Origin of the sequence: Falsiroseomonas bella (genome assembly GCF_003173615.1) — a bacterium.
Classification (GTDB): domain Bacteria; phylum Pseudomonadota; class Alphaproteobacteria; order Acetobacterales; family Acetobacteraceae; genus Falsiroseomonas; species Falsiroseomonas bella.
This window is the reverse complement of sequence record NZ_QGNA01000004.1, coordinates 546537-560621: the sequence shown is the minus strand read 5'-3', so window position 1 is coordinate 560621 and position 14085 is coordinate 546537. Positions and strand designations below refer to the sequence as shown.

Below are 14085 nucleotides of genomic sequence, written 5' to 3'. Positions count from 1 at the left end.
CGGCTACGCCTGCGCCCTGCGGTCATCGCATGCGTCACTGCCACCGGAAGGTCGGCGGCGAGGAGACCTCCACCGGGCGGTGCGCCCAGTCCTGCGCCGGGGCATTGCCGATCACGCGCTTCTGCGCCTCGTGCAGATGCGCGGCCGCCTGGCGGTAGTCCATGGTGACGACCTCGCCATCGGCCACCACCTTGCGGCCATCCACGAAGACATCCTTCACCGCGCGGTCGCCCGCGGCGTACACCAGGCTGCGCACCGGATCGCGCGCGGGGCGCATCATCGGATGCGTCACGTCCACCAGCACGAAATCGGCGCGGCAGCCGGCCGCGAGGCGGCCGATATCCTCCCGCCCCAGGGCCTTCGCGCCGCCGATGGTCGCCGCGTCGAACAGCTCCGTCGTCGTCATGCTGCGCGGGTCATTCGCCTGGGTGCGCGCGAGATAGGCGACGAGCCGCATCTCGTCGAGCATGTTGTGCGGATAGGTGTCCGTGCCGAGGCCCATGTTCACGCCGCTGCGCTTGTAGCGCCCGAAATGCTTGAGCGTGATGCCACGGCGCGCGAAGACGGTCGGGCAATGCGCGACCGTCGTGCCGGTCTCCGCCAGGCGCTTCATGTCGGTATCGGTCCACCACTTCGTGCTCGGGTGGTCATCGAGGAAGATGCCGTGTCCGATGATGGAGCGATCCGAGAGAAGGCCCATCGAATCCAGCCAGCCGATCGGCGTCATGCCGTGCCGGCGGGTGATCTCATGGAACTCCACCACCGACTGCGCCGCGTGGATCTGCCAGGAGACGCCGCGCCTGCCGGCCTCCTGGAAGGATTCCTTCAGCAGCGTGTCGGTGCAGGTGTCGATCTGCGCCGGCACGACCATGCCGAAGAGGCGGCCGCATTCATGCTGCTCGGCGCGCTCGATCAGTTGCAGAGCCTCGGCCATCGCCTTCTCGCCGGCGGCTTCGTCCCATTCGTATTGCACGACATGGCCGTTCTTCGTGTACCAGCGCGCCGACTTGAACATCGGCGCGATGCAGACGCGCAGGCCGCTTTCCGCCAGCAGGTCGAGCCAGCCGGGATGCGCCATGGAAAGGTCGGCGACGGTCGTCACGCCCGACAGCAGCAGTTCGGACAGCGCAACGCGCACGCAATGCGGCACCGCTTCCGCATCGGCGCGGAAGATCGGCATGAACTCGTAGAGCGAGGAGTTGTAGAGGCCCGGGCTGCCGATCTCGTCGATCAGCCCCTTGTTCAGCGGTTCGCTCGACGGGTGGGAGTGGATGTTGACGAGGCCGGGCATGACCATCAGCCCGCGCCCGCTGATCTCCTCCTCGGCCGGGCCCTTGTAGCCGCGGCCGACGAAGGTGAGCGCGCCGCCCTCATAGGCAACATCTGCGTCGGGCAGGTAGATGTGGGACTGCGTGCCGGCGTCCCAGGCGACAACGAGTTCCGCGTTGCGGATGACGGTGGTCATGGCCCTGTCCTCGGATCGGATGCGGGCCGGCGCGCAACGCGCCGGCCCTGGCTCGGTTCAGCGCGTCAGCCGGATGTCGAGGCCCTTGTAGAGCCCGACGCCATAGATGCCGTGCGCCCGCGCGCCTTCCACGCGCTGCGCCGCGGCGACCCAAAGGCCTTCGCGCGCGATCGGCAGCCACACGTAGTTGGAGGCGATGCGGCGTTGCGCCGCCTGGATCGCGGCGAGCCGGTCCGCCTCGCTCAGCGCGGTCTTCGCGCGCTGCAGCAGCGCGTCGGTCTCCGGGTCGTTCCAGTTCATCCGGTTCGGTGTCGGCCGGTTTCGGCTGTCGAAATACAGCGCGAAACCGTCCGTCGCGCTGATATAGGGGTAGGACATCACGAAGGCGTCGAATTCCTGCGTCGCCAGCCGGCCCCAGCCCACCGTGGCGTCCCAGAGTTGCACGCGCATGTCGATGCCCACGCGCCGCAGATCGGCCTGGATGGCTTCCAGGTAGCGTCGCGCCACGGCGGTCTGCAGCCCATAGACCAGGAAGCTCGCGCGCTCCCCGTTCTTCACGCGGATGCCGTCCGCGCCCGGCGTCCAGCCCGCGGCATCGAGCACCCGGCGCGCCTCATCCGGGTTGTACTGCGGCACCATCCGCCCGGCCTCTGGGTCGAAGCCGGTGACGTTCGGGTTGAGATACGCATCTGCCGGCTGCGCCTGGCCGAACCAGGTGGCCTGCACGATGGCGTTCCGGTTGACCGCGAGGTTGATGGCGCGCCGCACGGCCGGATCGTTCACCACGGGCTTGTCCACCTTGAAGCCCATGAAGTGGTCCCAGAAGTAGTTGGGCTGCTGCGACATGCGCACCGTCGGCACGGCGCGCAGCTGGTTCACCGCGATCTCCGGGATGTACTGCGTCACGTCCGCCTGCCCGGTCTGGATCGCGGCAAGGCGCGTGTTCGCCTCCGGGATCACGCGCCAGATCACGCGCTCCACCTGCGGGCGCGGGTTCTGGTAGATCGGCGGGCCCCAGCTGTAGGTGGGGTGGCGCGTCAGCACCAGTTCCTGCCGCGGCGTCCAGCTTGCCCAGCAATAGGGGCCGGTCCCGTTGAAGCCCTGCACGCCGAAATTCTGACCGAGGCGCTCCACCGTGTTCTTGTCGATCACCGAGGCGAAGAACAGCGTCAGCTGGTAGAGCAGTTCGCCGAACGGCTCGGTCAGCTCGTATTCCACCGTATGCGCGTCGCGCGCGCGGATTTCCTTGATCGGGCCTGCGCGCCAGCGCACCGGGCTGCGGGTGGCCGGATCCACCCAGCGCTGGATCGAGTAGACCACGTCGTCGGCGGTCATCGGCCGGCCGTCGCAGAAGGTCACGTCGCGGCGGAGATGGAAGGTGTAGGTCTTGCCGTCCGGGCTGACCTCCCACCGCTCGGCCAAGCCAGGGCGGACAGTGCGCATGTCCCAGTCCAGCGACACCAGCGTGTCGCTCATCATGTAGACCACCTCGCCCGCGCCGCGCGCGGTGGAGCGGTGCGGATCGTAGCTTTCCGCATCGATCTCGCGCATCACCACCAGCGTGTTGCGCGGCGCGGCCTGCGCCAGCGCATCGGCCACCGGCATCGCCACCGCTGCGGCGAGCAGGGCCGTGCCCAGGATCTTCCTCATCGCTCTCCAGTCTCCCTTCTTCTGGTTCTACACGCGAAGCCGCGGATCGAGCGCGTCGCGCAGCGCGTCGCCCAGCACGTTGAAGGCCAGCACCACCGCGAAGATCACCAGCGAGGGGATCACCGCGATATGCGGCGCGAAGAACAGGAAGTTGCGCCCCTCGCTCGCCATCGCGCCGAGCTCTGCCGTGGGCGGCTGCGCGCCGAGGCCGAGGAAGGACAGCGCCGAGCCGAGCAGGATCACCTGGCCGAAGCGCAGCGTGGCGAAGACAAAGATCGGCGAGAGGCAGTTGGGCGCCAGGTGCCGCCGGATCAGCCGCGCATCGGACATGCCCTGGGCTCGCGCCGCCTCGATGTAGTCCTGCTGCATCACCACCAGCGCCGCGCCGCGCACGATGCGCGCCATCAGCGGCACCGTCGCGATGGACAGCGCCAGCACCACGGAGAACAGGCCGGGGCCGAAGATCGCCGCGATCGCCAGCCCGAACAGGATCGCCGGGAAGGAGAGCAGCACGTCCATCAGCCGCATGATGAAGCCGTCGATCTTCTTGTAGAATGCGGCAGCGAAGCCGAGCAGCGCGCCCACGCTGCCGCCGGCGGCCACCGCGGCCACGCCCATCAGCAGCGTCACGCGCAGCCCGAACAGCAGCCGCGTGATCATGTCGCGGCCCTGCGTGTCGGCGCCGAGCGGCAAGCCTTCGCTGCCTGGCGGCTGCATCGCCTTGGCGAGATCGTTGTCGAAGGGATCGGTCGGCGCCAGCCAGGGCGCGAAGACCGCGGCCAGCACGATGGCCAGCGCGAAGGCCGCTGCGACGGCGGCCGCCGGATCGCGCAGGATCAGCGCCAGCACGCCCGGCCGCTTCGGAATCGCGATCTCGCCAGCCGTTGCGCTCATGCGTGGCGGATCCGCGGATCGAGCGCGGCGTAGAGCAGGTCCACGCAGAGGTTGATCACGATGAAGCCCATGGACAGCACGATGATCGTGCCCTGCGCCATCGGGAAGTCGGAGGAGAGGATCGCGCCCACGGCGAGACGCCCCACGCCGGGCCAGGAGAACACCGTCTCCGTCACCACCGCGCCGCCGAGCAGGAAGCCGATCTGCAGGCCGATCAGCGTGACCACCGGGATCAGCGCGTTGCGCAGCCCGTGCCGCGTCACCACGCGCCGCTCCGTCAGTCCCTTCGCGCGCGCGGTGCGCACATGGTCGGCGCCCAGCACGTCCAGCACCGCGGTCCGCGTCATGCGCGCCACCGGGCCGACGAAGACGCCGCCGAGCGTCAGCGCGGGCAGGATGATCCCCTGTACCCCTTCCCAGGTCCAGAGCGGGCCGGTCCGCCCGGTGAAGGGCAGCAGCTGCCACTTGAAGCCGACGTACCAGATCAGCACGAGGCCCAGGAAGAACACCGGAATGGAGCCGCCCGCGACCGTGAGGGCGGTGATCGCCCGGTCCAGCAGCGAGCCGCGCCAATAGGCCGCGATGGTGCCGAGCGCGATGCCGAGCGGAATGGACCAGAACAGGCTCGCCACCATCAGCTCCAGCGTCGGGCCGATGGTCGCGCCAAGCTCCTGCGTGACCGGGACGTTGTTGATGATGGAGACGCCGAGATCACCCTGCAGCAGCCGCCAGAGATAGAGGCCGAACTGCTCGTAGAGCGGTCGGTCCAGGCCCAGATCGGCACGGATCGCCGCGATGACATCCGGCGTGGCGGTCGGGCCGGCGCGCACCGTAGCGGGATCCGTCGGCACCACCTGCATCAGCAGGAATCCGACCAGCAGCACGCCGAACATCACCGGCACCGCCATCGCCAGGCGCTGGACGGCGTGGCGCAGCATCAGGCGAGCGCCCCGTGGCGGTCGAAGATCGCCTCGCCGCCCCGCAGCGTCAGGTCGCAGCGCGTGTCGCGCAGGATGTCCTCGGGCGTCGTCGCAAAAATGTCGCGCGACAGCACCGCGATGTCGGCCTGCATCCCCGGCTCCAGCGTGCCGCGGCGATCCTCGGCGAATTGCGTGTAGGCGCCGCACCAGGTCTGGCAGTGGATCGCCTGCTCGACCGTGAGCGCCTCCTCCGGCCCCATCACCGTGCCGCGGTTGGTCTTGCGCGTGATCATGGTGAAGAGGTTGACGAAGGGATCCACGGTCGAGACCGGGCAGTCCGAGCTCGCCGCCGGGTGATGCCCTTCCTCGAACCAGGTGCGCATCGGATAGGCGTGGTCGCTGCGCCCGTGGCCGAGGTTACGGATGTAGAGGTCGCCGAACTCGTACATGAACACCGGCTGCGGCACCGGCAGGATTTCCCGAGCTTTCATCCGCCTTCTTTGGTCGCGCGTGACGAAGCCACAATGCTCGATCCGGTGGCGGCGGCCGGCGAAGGGATGTGCGGGCGTGTCCGCCGCCTCCATCCCCAGCAGCACCTGCTCGATCGCGGCATCGCCGATGGCGTGAATGTCGAGCTGCCAGCCCTGCTCGTGATAGAGCTTCAGCAACGCGTGGATCTTCTCGTCCGGGAAGGTGAAGACGCCGGTGCCACCGCCGGCACTGGCCAGATAGGGCTCGAAGAAGGCGGCGGTCAGCCCGCCCGCGCTGCCATCGGCGAAGACCTTCACCGCGCCCCAGCGCAGCATGTCGTCGCCCTGCATCGGGCGCAGCCCCTGCTCCCAGGCCAGCTGCGCGATGCCCTCGGGATTGCCCGCCAGCACCTGCCACATGCGCTGGCGCAGGCGACCGCTGCGCTGCGCCTCCCGATAGGCCTCGATCTCCGCCATGTCGGCGATCATGCCGACATTCATGTCGGTGGCACTGGCGAAGCCGAGGCTGGCGAGGTGGTTCCCGGCGCGCTCGATCGCATCCACCAGCAGGCCGATTGCCGGCGCCGGGATGACGTCGCGCACCAGGCGCATTGCCCGTTCCTGGAACAGTCCGGTCAGCGCGCCGCCCTTGCGCTCGATCACGCCGCCTTCGGGATCGGGCGTGTTGTGGCCGACGCCGGCGAGTTGCATCGCCGCGCTGTTCGCCACGCCCATATGCCCGCAGGTGCGCACGATGAACACGGGATTGTCAGGCGCCGCCGCATCCAGCTCGGCCGCCGTCGGATGCCGGCCGACATCCAGCTCGCCATGGTCATAGCCGCGGCCGAGGATCCAGGCGCCCTTCGGCGCGGCTTCGGCCGCCGCGCGGATCCGGCGCAGCGCTTCGTCCAGGCTCCGCACCTCCTCGGCGCGCAGGTTCACCTGGCCGAGTGCGAGCCCGTAGGGCAGCAGGTGCATGTGCGCTTCGTTGAAGGCGGGGATCACCGCCCTGCCCTCCAGCGAGACCACGCGTGCATCGGGCGCGGCCGCCGCCATCTCCGCCGCGCTGCCGACGGCAAGGATGCGGCCGTCGCGCACCGCCAGGGCTTCGGCAAAGCCGCCGGCCAGGCCGCGGAACACGCGGCCGCCCGTCAAGATCACATCCTGCGTCATGCGTCCCGGGCTTCTGCCTTTATGGTTTCAAGTTCTCCACAACGGGACTGTCCCGCCCGGGGCCCACAGCGTCAACCCGGCAGATGGCGTGCGTCGCGCTTCCTCAACGAAGCCTGCCGCAAGCCTGGGCAGCCCCTGCCCGCCGCCGCGGCTGGCGTCACAGCGGGTCGCGCAGCAGCGGGCAGGTGGAGCAATGGATCCCGCCGCCGCCGAGGCCCACCTTGTCATAGGGCACCAGCTTCACGCTGACGCCGGCGCGGTCCAGCGCCTCCTGCGTGCGGGGCGAGACCTTGTCGCTCATCAGCACGCGGCCGGGCGCGACGGCCAGGCAGTTGATCGCCCAGGACGGGTCCTCATGGTTCACCGGGATCATGCGGATGCCTTCGCGCTTCAGTTCCTCCATGAAGACGAAGGGCAGCGTCGAGGGATTCACGATGGCCGTGTCGTGGTGGATCATCACGAAGGCGCCGTCGATATGAAGGCGGTAGCCCGGGATTTGCACGCGGATCAGCCGCGCGCCCTGTACGCGCAGCACCTCCTCCACCTGCCGTGCCCCTTCCTCGTTCACGCGGGAGGAGACGCCGACGACGGCGAGATCCGGCCGGATCCAGGCGAAGCTGCCGCCTTCCATCAGCCCGGTGCCGTGGATGGTGCGCAGGATCGGCATGCCGATGGAGGCCAACGTCTCGGTTACAGGCGCTTCCTCGCCGCGGCGGATCTTCGGGCCCATGCGCGTCACGATCGCGCCGCCCTTCACCGCGAAGGAGCTGTCGCGCGTGTAGATGGATTTGTGCCGCCCCGGCGCGCAGCGCTTCAGGTAGACGACCTCCACCCCCTCCTCGCGTAGCGCGTTCGCCAGCGCATCGTGCTGCGCCTGCTGCTCGGCCAGCGTCGGGCGGACCTCGCCGCGCCAGTAGGCGCCGCTCTCCGGGGCGCCGTAGGCGCCGAGCTCGGGGATCAGCGGCAGCTTCTCGACGACATGCATCTCCTCGCCGGGGCGATGCATCAGCACCGCGCGCAGCCGGCCGATGTCGGAATCGCAGCCCCAGGCGCGGCCCCAGACCCGCGCCGTCTCCGCGGCGTCCTCGAAGGGCGGCTCCGGCACCGAGGCGAAGCGCTCGATCAGCATGTTGTAGCGGTGGTCGAACTCGCTCATCGCGCGCGACATGGCCGGTCCTCCTCAACTGCGTCACGGACGACATGAATGACACCATCGCGGCCGCACCGCGACATAACGCCGCAATCCGCGGCCGCTACGAAGGCGGGGACGGAGATGCCCCGATGACCGCCCTTATACGCCCCGCAACCCCGGACGACCTGGAGCCGCTGCTGGCGATGCAGCAGCGCAGCCTTCGCCTGCTCGGCGCCGCCTTCTACGACCGCGAGGTGCTGGAGGCCGCGCTGGCCGAGATGGGCACGATGGACCCCCGCTTGATCGGCGACGGCACCTATCTGGTGGCGGAGCTCGAGGGACGGATCGCCGGCAGCGCCGGCTGGACGCTGCGCAAGCCGAACTACGCGCGGCTGATGCGGGAGACGCTGCTGCCCCTGCCCGGCCGCTGCGGGACCGTGCGCAGCGTCTATGTGGCGCCGGAGGTGACGCGCCGCGGCATCGCGCGCCGCCTGATGGCCGCGGTGGAACAGCGCCTGGCCGCGGAAGGCGCGGAGGTGGCGGAGCTGATGGCCACGCTCTCCGGCGTGCCGCTCTACGACGCGCTGGGCTATTGCGCCGTGTCCGATCACGTGCTGGCCCTCGGCGGGCGCATGGCCTTCCCGGTGGTGCGCATGGTGCGCCCCATGCCGGCGCACCGCGCGGTCATGGCGCATCGCGCCGGCGCCGCAGCGCCATGTCCAGCAGCAGCAGCAGCACCGTGAAGACGATCAGCAGCACCGCGACGGCCGCCATGGCGGGATCCAGGTTCTCGTTGATCCCGTCCCAGATGCGGCGCGGCAGGGTGAAGACGTCTCGACTGGCGATGAACAGCACGATGACCAGCTCGTCCCAGGAATGGATGAAGGCGAAGATCGCGCCGGAAGCGATGCCGGGCGCGATGCGCGGCAGGATCACCCAGCGCAGGGTCTGCCAGAGGCTCGCCCCCATCCCCCGCGCCGCCTGCTCCAGCCGCGGATCGAAGGCGGCGAGCGCGGTGGAGACGGTGATGATCACATAGGGGATGCCGGTGACGCCATGCGCGATCACCACGCCGAGGAACCGGTCCAGCAGCCCGAGCCCGGCGAAGTAGCGATAGAGCCCGATCGCATAGACGATCGAAGGGATGATGATCGGCAGCAGCATCAACGCACGGACCAGGTCCGTCGCTCGCCGCGAGATCCGCCAGCAGCCGATCGCGCAGAGCGTCCCGGCGACCACGGCGAGGATCGTGGAGCCCACCGCGATCCAGAAGCTCTGCGCGATCGAGCCGAGCCATTCCGTCGAGGTCAGCACCGTGGCGTAGTGCCGCAGCGAAAGCCCCTCCTGCGGCAGGGACAGGAAGCGCTGGTCGGTCAGCGAGACCGGCAGGATGATGCCGATCGGCAGCACCAAGTAGAGCGCGACCAGCCAGGCCAGCCCCTTCGCCGCGCCGCCGGGCCGATGCGCGCCTTCCATCAGGCGCCGCTCCCGAACAGCCGGCGCAGGTCCACGGCGCGGGAGAAGATGGCGAGCGTGGTCAGGATCGCCACCACCAGCACCGTCGCCATCATGGTGCCCAGGCCCCAGCGGATCAGGTCCAGGATCTGCAGCCCGATCCATTCCGCGACCATCAGCGTCTTGCCGCCGCCGAGGATCGCCGGGGTGATGTAGAAGCCGAGCGAGAAGATGAAGACCAGCACGCCCGCAGCGATCAGCCCCGGCGCCGACAGCGGCAGGAAGACGCGGGCGAAGACGGTGAAGCGCGACGCGCCGAGACCGCGCGCGGCGGCCAGCAGCCGCGGGTCGATCTCCCGCATGCTGGCAAGCATCGGCAGCACGGCATAGGGCACCATGTAGTGCACCATGCCGACGACGATGCCGAACTCGTTCCAGACAAGCTGCAGCGGCTCCGCGATCACGCCGGTCTCGAGCAGCGCCTGGTTCACCAGCCCTTGGCGGCGCAGCAGCGTCACCCAGGCGAAGGCGCGCACCAGCACGCTGATCCAGAGCGGCACCAGCACGGCCAGGATCCACCACCGCCGCACCCGCTCCTCCGCCAGCGCGATGCGGTAGGCCAGCGCATAGCCCAGCAGCAGCGCCAGCGCGGTGGTGATCAGGCAGATGCGCAGCGTCGTGCCGATCACGCGCTGCACGCTCTCGCTGGTGAAGAGGCGCTCGTAGTTCTGCAGGCCGGGTTGCGGCTCGGTGAAGGAGATCGCCAGCACCTGCAGGATGGGCGCGACGTAGAAGGCCGTCATCAGCAGGAAGGCGGGCAGGATCAGCAGCCACCAGCCGGTCTGCCGCTGCGCCGCCGCGGCCATCAGTCCGCGTCCTCGGCGACCGGCACGCTGGCCGTCGCGCTCCAGCCCAGCCGCACCGGCATGCCCTCCGCCGGCGCGAAGGGCGCGCCCCAGCTCGGCAGCGTCACGCGCAGCGCACCGAGATCCTGGGTGGCCACATTGATGGCGAAACCGGCGCCGAGATAAGACCAGCTCAGGATGCGCCCATCCACGGCGTTCTCCGCGGTTTCCGCCTCGCCGAGCAGGGCGATCTTCTCGGGGCGCAGCGACAGCAGCGCCGGCGTGCCGGCGGCGGGCCGCGGCGCGTCGGGCGCGATCGCCTGGATCACGCGCGTGCCGCCGGCCATCACGGCGAAGCCGCCCGGATGCGCCTCCCGCACGGTGCCGTGCAGGAAGTTGGACTTGCCGAGGAAGTCCGCGACGAAGCGCGTGCGCGGCTTCTCGTAGAGCGCCGCCGGCGCGCCTTCCTGTACCAGTTTGCCATGGTTGAGGATGGCCACGCGGTCGGAGAGGGACAGCGCCTCCTCCTGGTCATGCGTGACGTTGACGAAGGTGCGCCCGACGCGGCGATGCAGCGCCTTCAGCTCCTCCTGCAGCTCGGCGCGCAGCTTCTTGTCGAGCGCCGAGAGCGGCTCGTCCAGCAGAAGCAGCGCCGGGTCGAAGACCAGCGCGCGCGCCAGCGCCACGCGCTGCTGCTGCCCGCCGGAAAGCTGCCGCGGCAGGCGATCCGCGAAGCGATCGAGCTGCACGAGGTCCAGCGCCGCGCGCACCTTCTCCTGCCGCTCGGCCGCACCCATCCGGCGGACGCGCAGCGGGAAGGCCACGTTCTCCGCCACCGTCATGTGCGGGAACAGCGCATAGCCCTGGAACACCATGCCGAAATCGCGCTTCTCCGGCGGCAAGGCGGTGATGTCGCGGCCATCGAGCAGCACGGCGCCGGCAGTCGGCGCGACGAAGCCCGCGATGCACATCAGGATCGTCGTCTTGCCGCTGCCGGAGGGGCCGAGCAGCGTCAGGAACTGGCCGCGCTCGATGCGCAGGGAGACGTCGTCCACGGCGGTGAAGCTGCCGTAGCGCTTGGTCAGCCCATGCAGCGCCAGGGCGTGTCCGGTGGCCGACATCAGTCGCGATAGCCGGGCTGCTCGCGGTCCAGCTTGCGCCGCAACGCCTGCCAGGGCAGCCAGCCCTTGCCGGGACCGGTGCTGAACTGCGCGCGCGTGCGCTCCACAACCTCAGCCGGCGGCAGCGCGAGCTTCGCGCCGGAGGATTGCGCCGCGAGCTGGATGCGGCAGGCCTGTTCCAGGTAGTACATCCAGTAGAAGGCCTCCGCCACGCTGCGCCCGACCGTCAGCAGGCCGTGGTGACGCAGGATCAGGCAGGGCTTGTCGCCGAGGTCCCGCACGAGCCGCTCGCGTTCGGAGAGGTTGTCATCCGCCGCGATGCCCTCGTAGCCGTGATAGGCGACGCGCCCCTCGAACTCCATCATCATCTGGTTCAGCGGCACCAGCCCGGCCTGCTGCGCGGCGATGGTCATCCCGGCCAGGGTGTGGGTGTGCATGACGCATTGCGCGTCCTCGCGGCCCATATGAACGGCGGAGTGGATCACGAAGCCCGCCGGATTCACCGGCCAGGAGGTCTCCTGCTTCGGCTCGCCCTCGGCATCCACGACGACGAGGCTGCTTGCGGTGATCTCCTCGAACAGCAGGCCGTACGGGTTCACCAGAAAGCGGTGGCCCTCGCCCGGGATGCGCGCCGAGAGATGGGTGAAGACCAGGTCCGTCATGCCGAACAGCGCGACCAGGCGATAGGCGGCGGCGAGATCCTCTCGCAACTCGCGCTCGGTCGGCACACGGTTCGGGTCGGGTCGGACAGGCGGCGGGGGAAGCGGCATCAATAGCCCCGTTCGTGGTCGTAGAGATTGGGCAGCGTCTCGCCGCGCTCATGCAGGGCGATCATGCGGGCGACATGCGCGGCGCGCTCGCTGCGCGGCGGCAGGCTGCCGACATGCGGCGTGATGGTGAGGCGCGGATGAGTCCAGGCCGGATGATCCGCGGGCAGCGGCTCCTGCTCGAACACGTCGAGCACGGCGGCCGCAAGTTTTCGGGAGTCCAGCGCGGCCAGTATGTCCTCGATCCGCTGGTGGCTGCCGCGGCCGGCATTCACCAGGGCGGCGCCTGGCTTCATGCGGTCGAGCAACGGCCTAGCGAGGATGCCGCGCGTCTCCGGCGTGGCGGGCAGAAGGCAGACGAGGATGTCCGCGCGCGCAAGGAAGGCGCCCATCTCCACCGCGCCGGCAAAGCTTTCGACGCCCGGCAGGTCCTTGCGCGTCCGCGACCAGCCGATCACCGGGAAGCCGATGCCCTGCAGCATGCGCGCCGCGGCCGCGCCCATGTGCCCGAGGCCCATGATACCCACCGTTGTCTCCCGCGCGGTGGCGTCGCGCTCGAAATAATCCCAGCACGGCAAGGCCTGGGCGAGCGTCATGCGGCGCGCATCCTGCAGCAGCGACAGCACTGCCCAGGTCACATACTCGCCCATCCGTTGCGCCGCGCCGGGCGTCGCCATGCGCACCAGCGGGATGTGCTTCGGCAGGTCGGGATCGGCGGTTATGAAGTCCACGCCCGCGCCACTGCCGAAGATCACCTCCAGCTTCGGCAGTCTCGCGAGCCGCCCAGGCTCCGGATCCCATACCAGCACGTAGCGGACGGCAGCCGGGTCCACCGTGGCGTCGTCCCACCAGCGCACCTCCACCGGCGCGCCCGCGGCGGCGAAATGGCGCTGCCATTCCGGGAACGCGGCCTCGCCGCCGGACTTCACCAACAGGATGGGTCGCGCCACGCTGCCCCCGGCTTGCTGCTCCGTCGCGCCTTGTGCCCTCAGCCGGTCACCATGTCGATGTAGTCGGCATTGGCCTGCGCGTAGTTCTGCCCCCACCAGCGCCCATCCTGCGCCACCTGCACGCGCGCGTTCTCGGGATCGGTGGGGTTGAAGCGACGGAACTCCGCCGGCACCAGCGCCGCGGCGCGCGGATTGGTCGGCCCGTTGCCGAGGAACTGCAGCAGCCCGACCTGCGCCTCCGGGTTGCCAAGCATCGAGGCGAGCAGCCGCTGCGCCAGTTCGCCGCCCGGATTGCCGCGCGGCATCACGAAGATGCCGGGCTGCAGGATACCCTGGTTCCACACATGCTTGAACCGGCCGTTGCTTTCCTGCTCCAGCACCTTCGCGCGGGTGTGCCAGATCTGGCCCATCACGGCTTCGCCCGTGCGGATGAACTGCTCGGATTCCGAACCCGAGGTCCAGAACACGCAGTTGCGCCGGATCTCCCGCACCTTGGCGAGGCTCGCGCGGATATCGAGCGGGTAGAGGTTCCGCGGATCCTTGCCCAGCGCCATCTGTGCGGCATCCAGCGCGCCCGCGGCATCGCGGCGCAGCAGGCGCGTGCCGGGAAAGCGCCGCAGATCCCAGAAATCCGCCCAGCTCTGCGGCCCGCCATTCGGGAATTTGTGGGTGTCATAGACCAGCACATTGCTGAAGGAATACGGCGCCGCGCCATGTTCCAGCGCGAAGGTCGGGCCGATCACGTCGTCGCGCTTGACGATGTCGTAGTTGATCGGCGTCAGCAGGTTCATCCCGCCGAGCAGGTAGGAACTGGTCGCGGAGCTGTCGCAGAGATCCCAGGTGACGCGCCCGCTCTCCACCATCGAGCGGATGCGCCCCGCGGACGGCCCGGTGCTGTCCTGCACCACACGCACGCCCGGATTGGCTGACGCGAAGGGATCGCCGTAGAAGCGGCCGAAGGCTTGGTTCGCGATGCCGCCCCAGTTCACCATGACCAGTTGCCGCTCCTGCGCGGCCGCCTCGCGCGAGGCGAGGCCGCTGCCCACGCCGAGCGCCGCGAGCCCCGCCAGCAGGGTGCGGCGGCTGACTTCCCCGCGGCGATACTTCTCGAGCGCCAGCTCGACGCAATCCTGCTGGAAGCTCTGCATGGCCCGTCTCCTTCTCCGGCTTGCGCACCCATCCCCGACGGGTCCCCTTGATCGCGACGGCTGTCGGCGGGAACCTCCTGGCCGAGAGTGAAACC

13 protein-coding genes are annotated in these 14085 nt (G+C 69.7%); 1 reads left to right on the top strand and 12 read right to left on the bottom strand.

Going from position 1 to position 14085, the window contains the following annotated elements:
• Positions 1 to 34 precede the first annotated feature (34 nt).
• The 6 genes from DFH01_RS19570 to DFH01_RS19545 all read right to left on the bottom strand — a co-directional run bounded on the left by DFH01_RS19570 (position 35) and on the right by DFH01_RS19545 (position 7740).
• On the bottom strand, positions 35 to 1465 hold the full coding sequence (locus DFH01_RS19570; protein ID WP_109872146.1) for an amidohydrolase family protein: 1431 nt from the start codon (positions 1463 to 1465) through the stop codon (positions 35 to 37).
• A 57-nt stretch (positions 1466 to 1522) separates the two neighbouring features.
• The gene (locus DFH01_RS19565; RefSeq protein WP_109872145.1) at positions 1523 to 3115 is read right to left on the bottom strand and encodes an ABC transporter substrate-binding protein; all 1593 of its coding nucleotides are present in this window, start codon (positions 3113 to 3115) and stop codon (positions 1523 to 1525) included.
• 27 nt (positions 3116 to 3142) lie between these two features.
• Positions 3143 to 4009 (bottom strand): ABC transporter permease, encoded by an 867-nt coding sequence (locus tag DFH01_RS19560; RefSeq protein ID WP_109872144.1) that lies wholly within the window; start codon positions 4007 to 4009, stop codon positions 3143 to 3145.
• The gene (locus DFH01_RS19555; RefSeq protein WP_109872143.1) at positions 4006 to 4947 is read right to left on the bottom strand and encodes an ABC transporter permease; all 942 of its coding nucleotides are present in this window, start codon (positions 4945 to 4947) and stop codon (positions 4006 to 4008) included. Before DFH01_RS19555 ends, DFH01_RS19560 begins: the two co-directional genes overlap by 4 nt.
• Positions 4947 to 6572: an amidohydrolase gene (locus DFH01_RS19550; protein ID WP_109872142.1), complete on the bottom strand. Its 1626-nt coding sequence runs from the start codon at positions 6570 to 6572 to the stop codon at positions 4947 to 4949. Before DFH01_RS19550 ends, DFH01_RS19555 begins: the two co-directional genes overlap by 1 nt.
• A 157-nt stretch (positions 6573 to 6729) precedes the next feature.
• On the bottom strand, positions 6730 to 7740 hold the full coding sequence (locus tag DFH01_RS19545; RefSeq protein WP_109872141.1) for a dimethylarginine dimethylaminohydrolase family protein: 1011 nt from the start codon (positions 7738 to 7740) through the stop codon (positions 6730 to 6732).
• A gap of 113 nt (positions 7741 to 7853) precedes the next feature.
• On the opposite strand from DFH01_RS19545, the gene DFH01_RS19540 reads away from it, so the two are divergent.
• Positions 7854 to 8447 carry a GNAT family N-acetyltransferase gene (locus DFH01_RS19540; protein WP_158287828.1) on the top strand — a complete coding sequence of 198 codons (594 nt, stop codon included), beginning with the start codon at positions 7854 to 7856 and terminating at the stop codon, positions 8445 to 8447.
• On the opposite strand, the gene DFH01_RS19535 is transcribed toward DFH01_RS19540, so the two are convergent.
• The 6 genes from DFH01_RS19535 to DFH01_RS19510 are packed head-to-tail and all read right to left on the bottom strand — an operon-like array spanning position 8389 to position 13990.
• Complete coding sequence (locus tag DFH01_RS19535) at positions 8389 to 9180, bottom strand: ABC transporter permease (RefSeq protein ID WP_109872139.1); 792 nt, start codon at positions 9178 to 9180, stop codon at positions 8389 to 8391. The two genes, DFH01_RS19540 and DFH01_RS19535, sit on opposite strands and share 59 nt — an antisense overlap.
• Complete coding sequence (locus DFH01_RS19530; RefSeq protein ID WP_109872138.1) at positions 9180 to 10025, bottom strand: ABC transporter permease; 846 nt, start codon at positions 10023 to 10025, stop codon at positions 9180 to 9182. Before DFH01_RS19530 ends, DFH01_RS19535 begins: the two co-directional genes overlap by 1 nt.
• Positions 10025 to 11125 carry an ABC transporter ATP-binding protein gene (locus tag DFH01_RS19525; protein WP_109872137.1) on the bottom strand — a complete coding sequence of 367 codons (1101 nt, stop codon included), beginning with the start codon at positions 11123 to 11125 and terminating at the stop codon, positions 10025 to 10027. Before DFH01_RS19525 ends, DFH01_RS19530 begins: the two co-directional genes overlap by 1 nt.
• Positions 11125 to 11895 carry a class II aldolase/adducin family protein gene (locus DFH01_RS19520; protein ID WP_109872136.1) on the bottom strand — a complete coding sequence of 257 codons (771 nt, stop codon included), beginning with the start codon at positions 11893 to 11895 and terminating at the stop codon, positions 11125 to 11127. The genes DFH01_RS19525 and DFH01_RS19520 overlap by 1 nt, the downstream gene beginning before the upstream one ends.
• Positions 11895 to 12842, bottom strand: coding sequence for a 2-hydroxyacid dehydrogenase (locus tag DFH01_RS19515; RefSeq protein ID WP_233256188.1), 948 nt, complete (start codon positions 12840 to 12842; stop codon positions 11895 to 11897). The genes DFH01_RS19520 and DFH01_RS19515 overlap by 1 nt, the downstream gene beginning before the upstream one ends.
• A gap of 38 nt (positions 12843 to 12880) precedes the next feature.
• Positions 12881 to 13990, bottom strand: a complete 1110-nt coding sequence (locus DFH01_RS19510; protein WP_158287827.1) for an extracellular solute-binding protein — start codon at positions 13988 to 13990, stop codon at positions 12881 to 12883.
• Positions 13991 to 14085 lie beyond the last annotated feature (95 nt).

Excerpts from the sequence above, each read along its gene's own strand:
- DFH01_RS19570 (WP_109872146.1), bottom strand. The coding sequence starts at position 1,465 with ATGACCACCGTCATCCGCAACGCGGAACTCGTTGTCGCCTGGGACGCC.
- DFH01_RS19565 (WP_109872145.1), bottom strand. The coding sequence starts at position 3,115 with ATGAGGAAGATCCTGGGCACGGCCCTGCTCGCCGCAGCGGTGGCGATG.
- DFH01_RS19560 (WP_109872144.1), bottom strand. The coding sequence starts at position 4,009 with ATGAGCGCAACGGCTGGCGAGATCGCGATTCCGAAGCGGCCGGGCGTG.
- DFH01_RS19555 (WP_109872143.1), bottom strand. The coding sequence starts at position 4,947 with ATGCTGCGCCACGCCGTCCAGCGCCTGGCGATGGCGGTGCCGGTGATG.
- DFH01_RS19550 (WP_109872142.1), bottom strand. The coding sequence starts at position 6,572 with ATGACGCAGGATGTGATCTTGACGGGCGGCCGCGTGTTCCGCGGCCTG.
- DFH01_RS19545 (WP_109872141.1), bottom strand. The coding sequence starts at position 7,740 with ATGTCGCGCGCGATGAGCGAGTTCGACCACCGCTACAACATGCTGATC.
- DFH01_RS19540 (WP_158287828.1), top strand. The coding sequence starts at position 7,854 with ATGACCGCCCTTATACGCCCCGCAACCCCGGACGACCTGGAGCCGCTG.
- DFH01_RS19535 (WP_109872139.1), bottom strand. The coding sequence starts at position 9,180 with ATGGAAGGCGCGCATCGGCCCGGCGGCGCGGCGAAGGGGCTGGCCTGG.
- DFH01_RS19530 (WP_109872138.1), bottom strand. The coding sequence starts at position 10,025 with ATGGCCGCGGCGGCGCAGCGGCAGACCGGCTGGTGGCTGCTGATCCTG.
- DFH01_RS19525 (WP_109872137.1), bottom strand. The coding sequence starts at position 11,125 with ATGTCGGCCACCGGACACGCCCTGGCGCTGCATGGGCTGACCAAGCGC.
- DFH01_RS19520 (WP_109872136.1), bottom strand. The coding sequence starts at position 11,895 with ATGCCGCTTCCCCCGCCGCCTGTCCGACCCGACCCGAACCGTGTGCCG.
- DFH01_RS19510 (WP_158287827.1), bottom strand. The coding sequence starts at position 13,990 with ATGCAGAGCTTCCAGCAGGATTGCGTCGAGCTGGCGCTCGAGAAGTAT.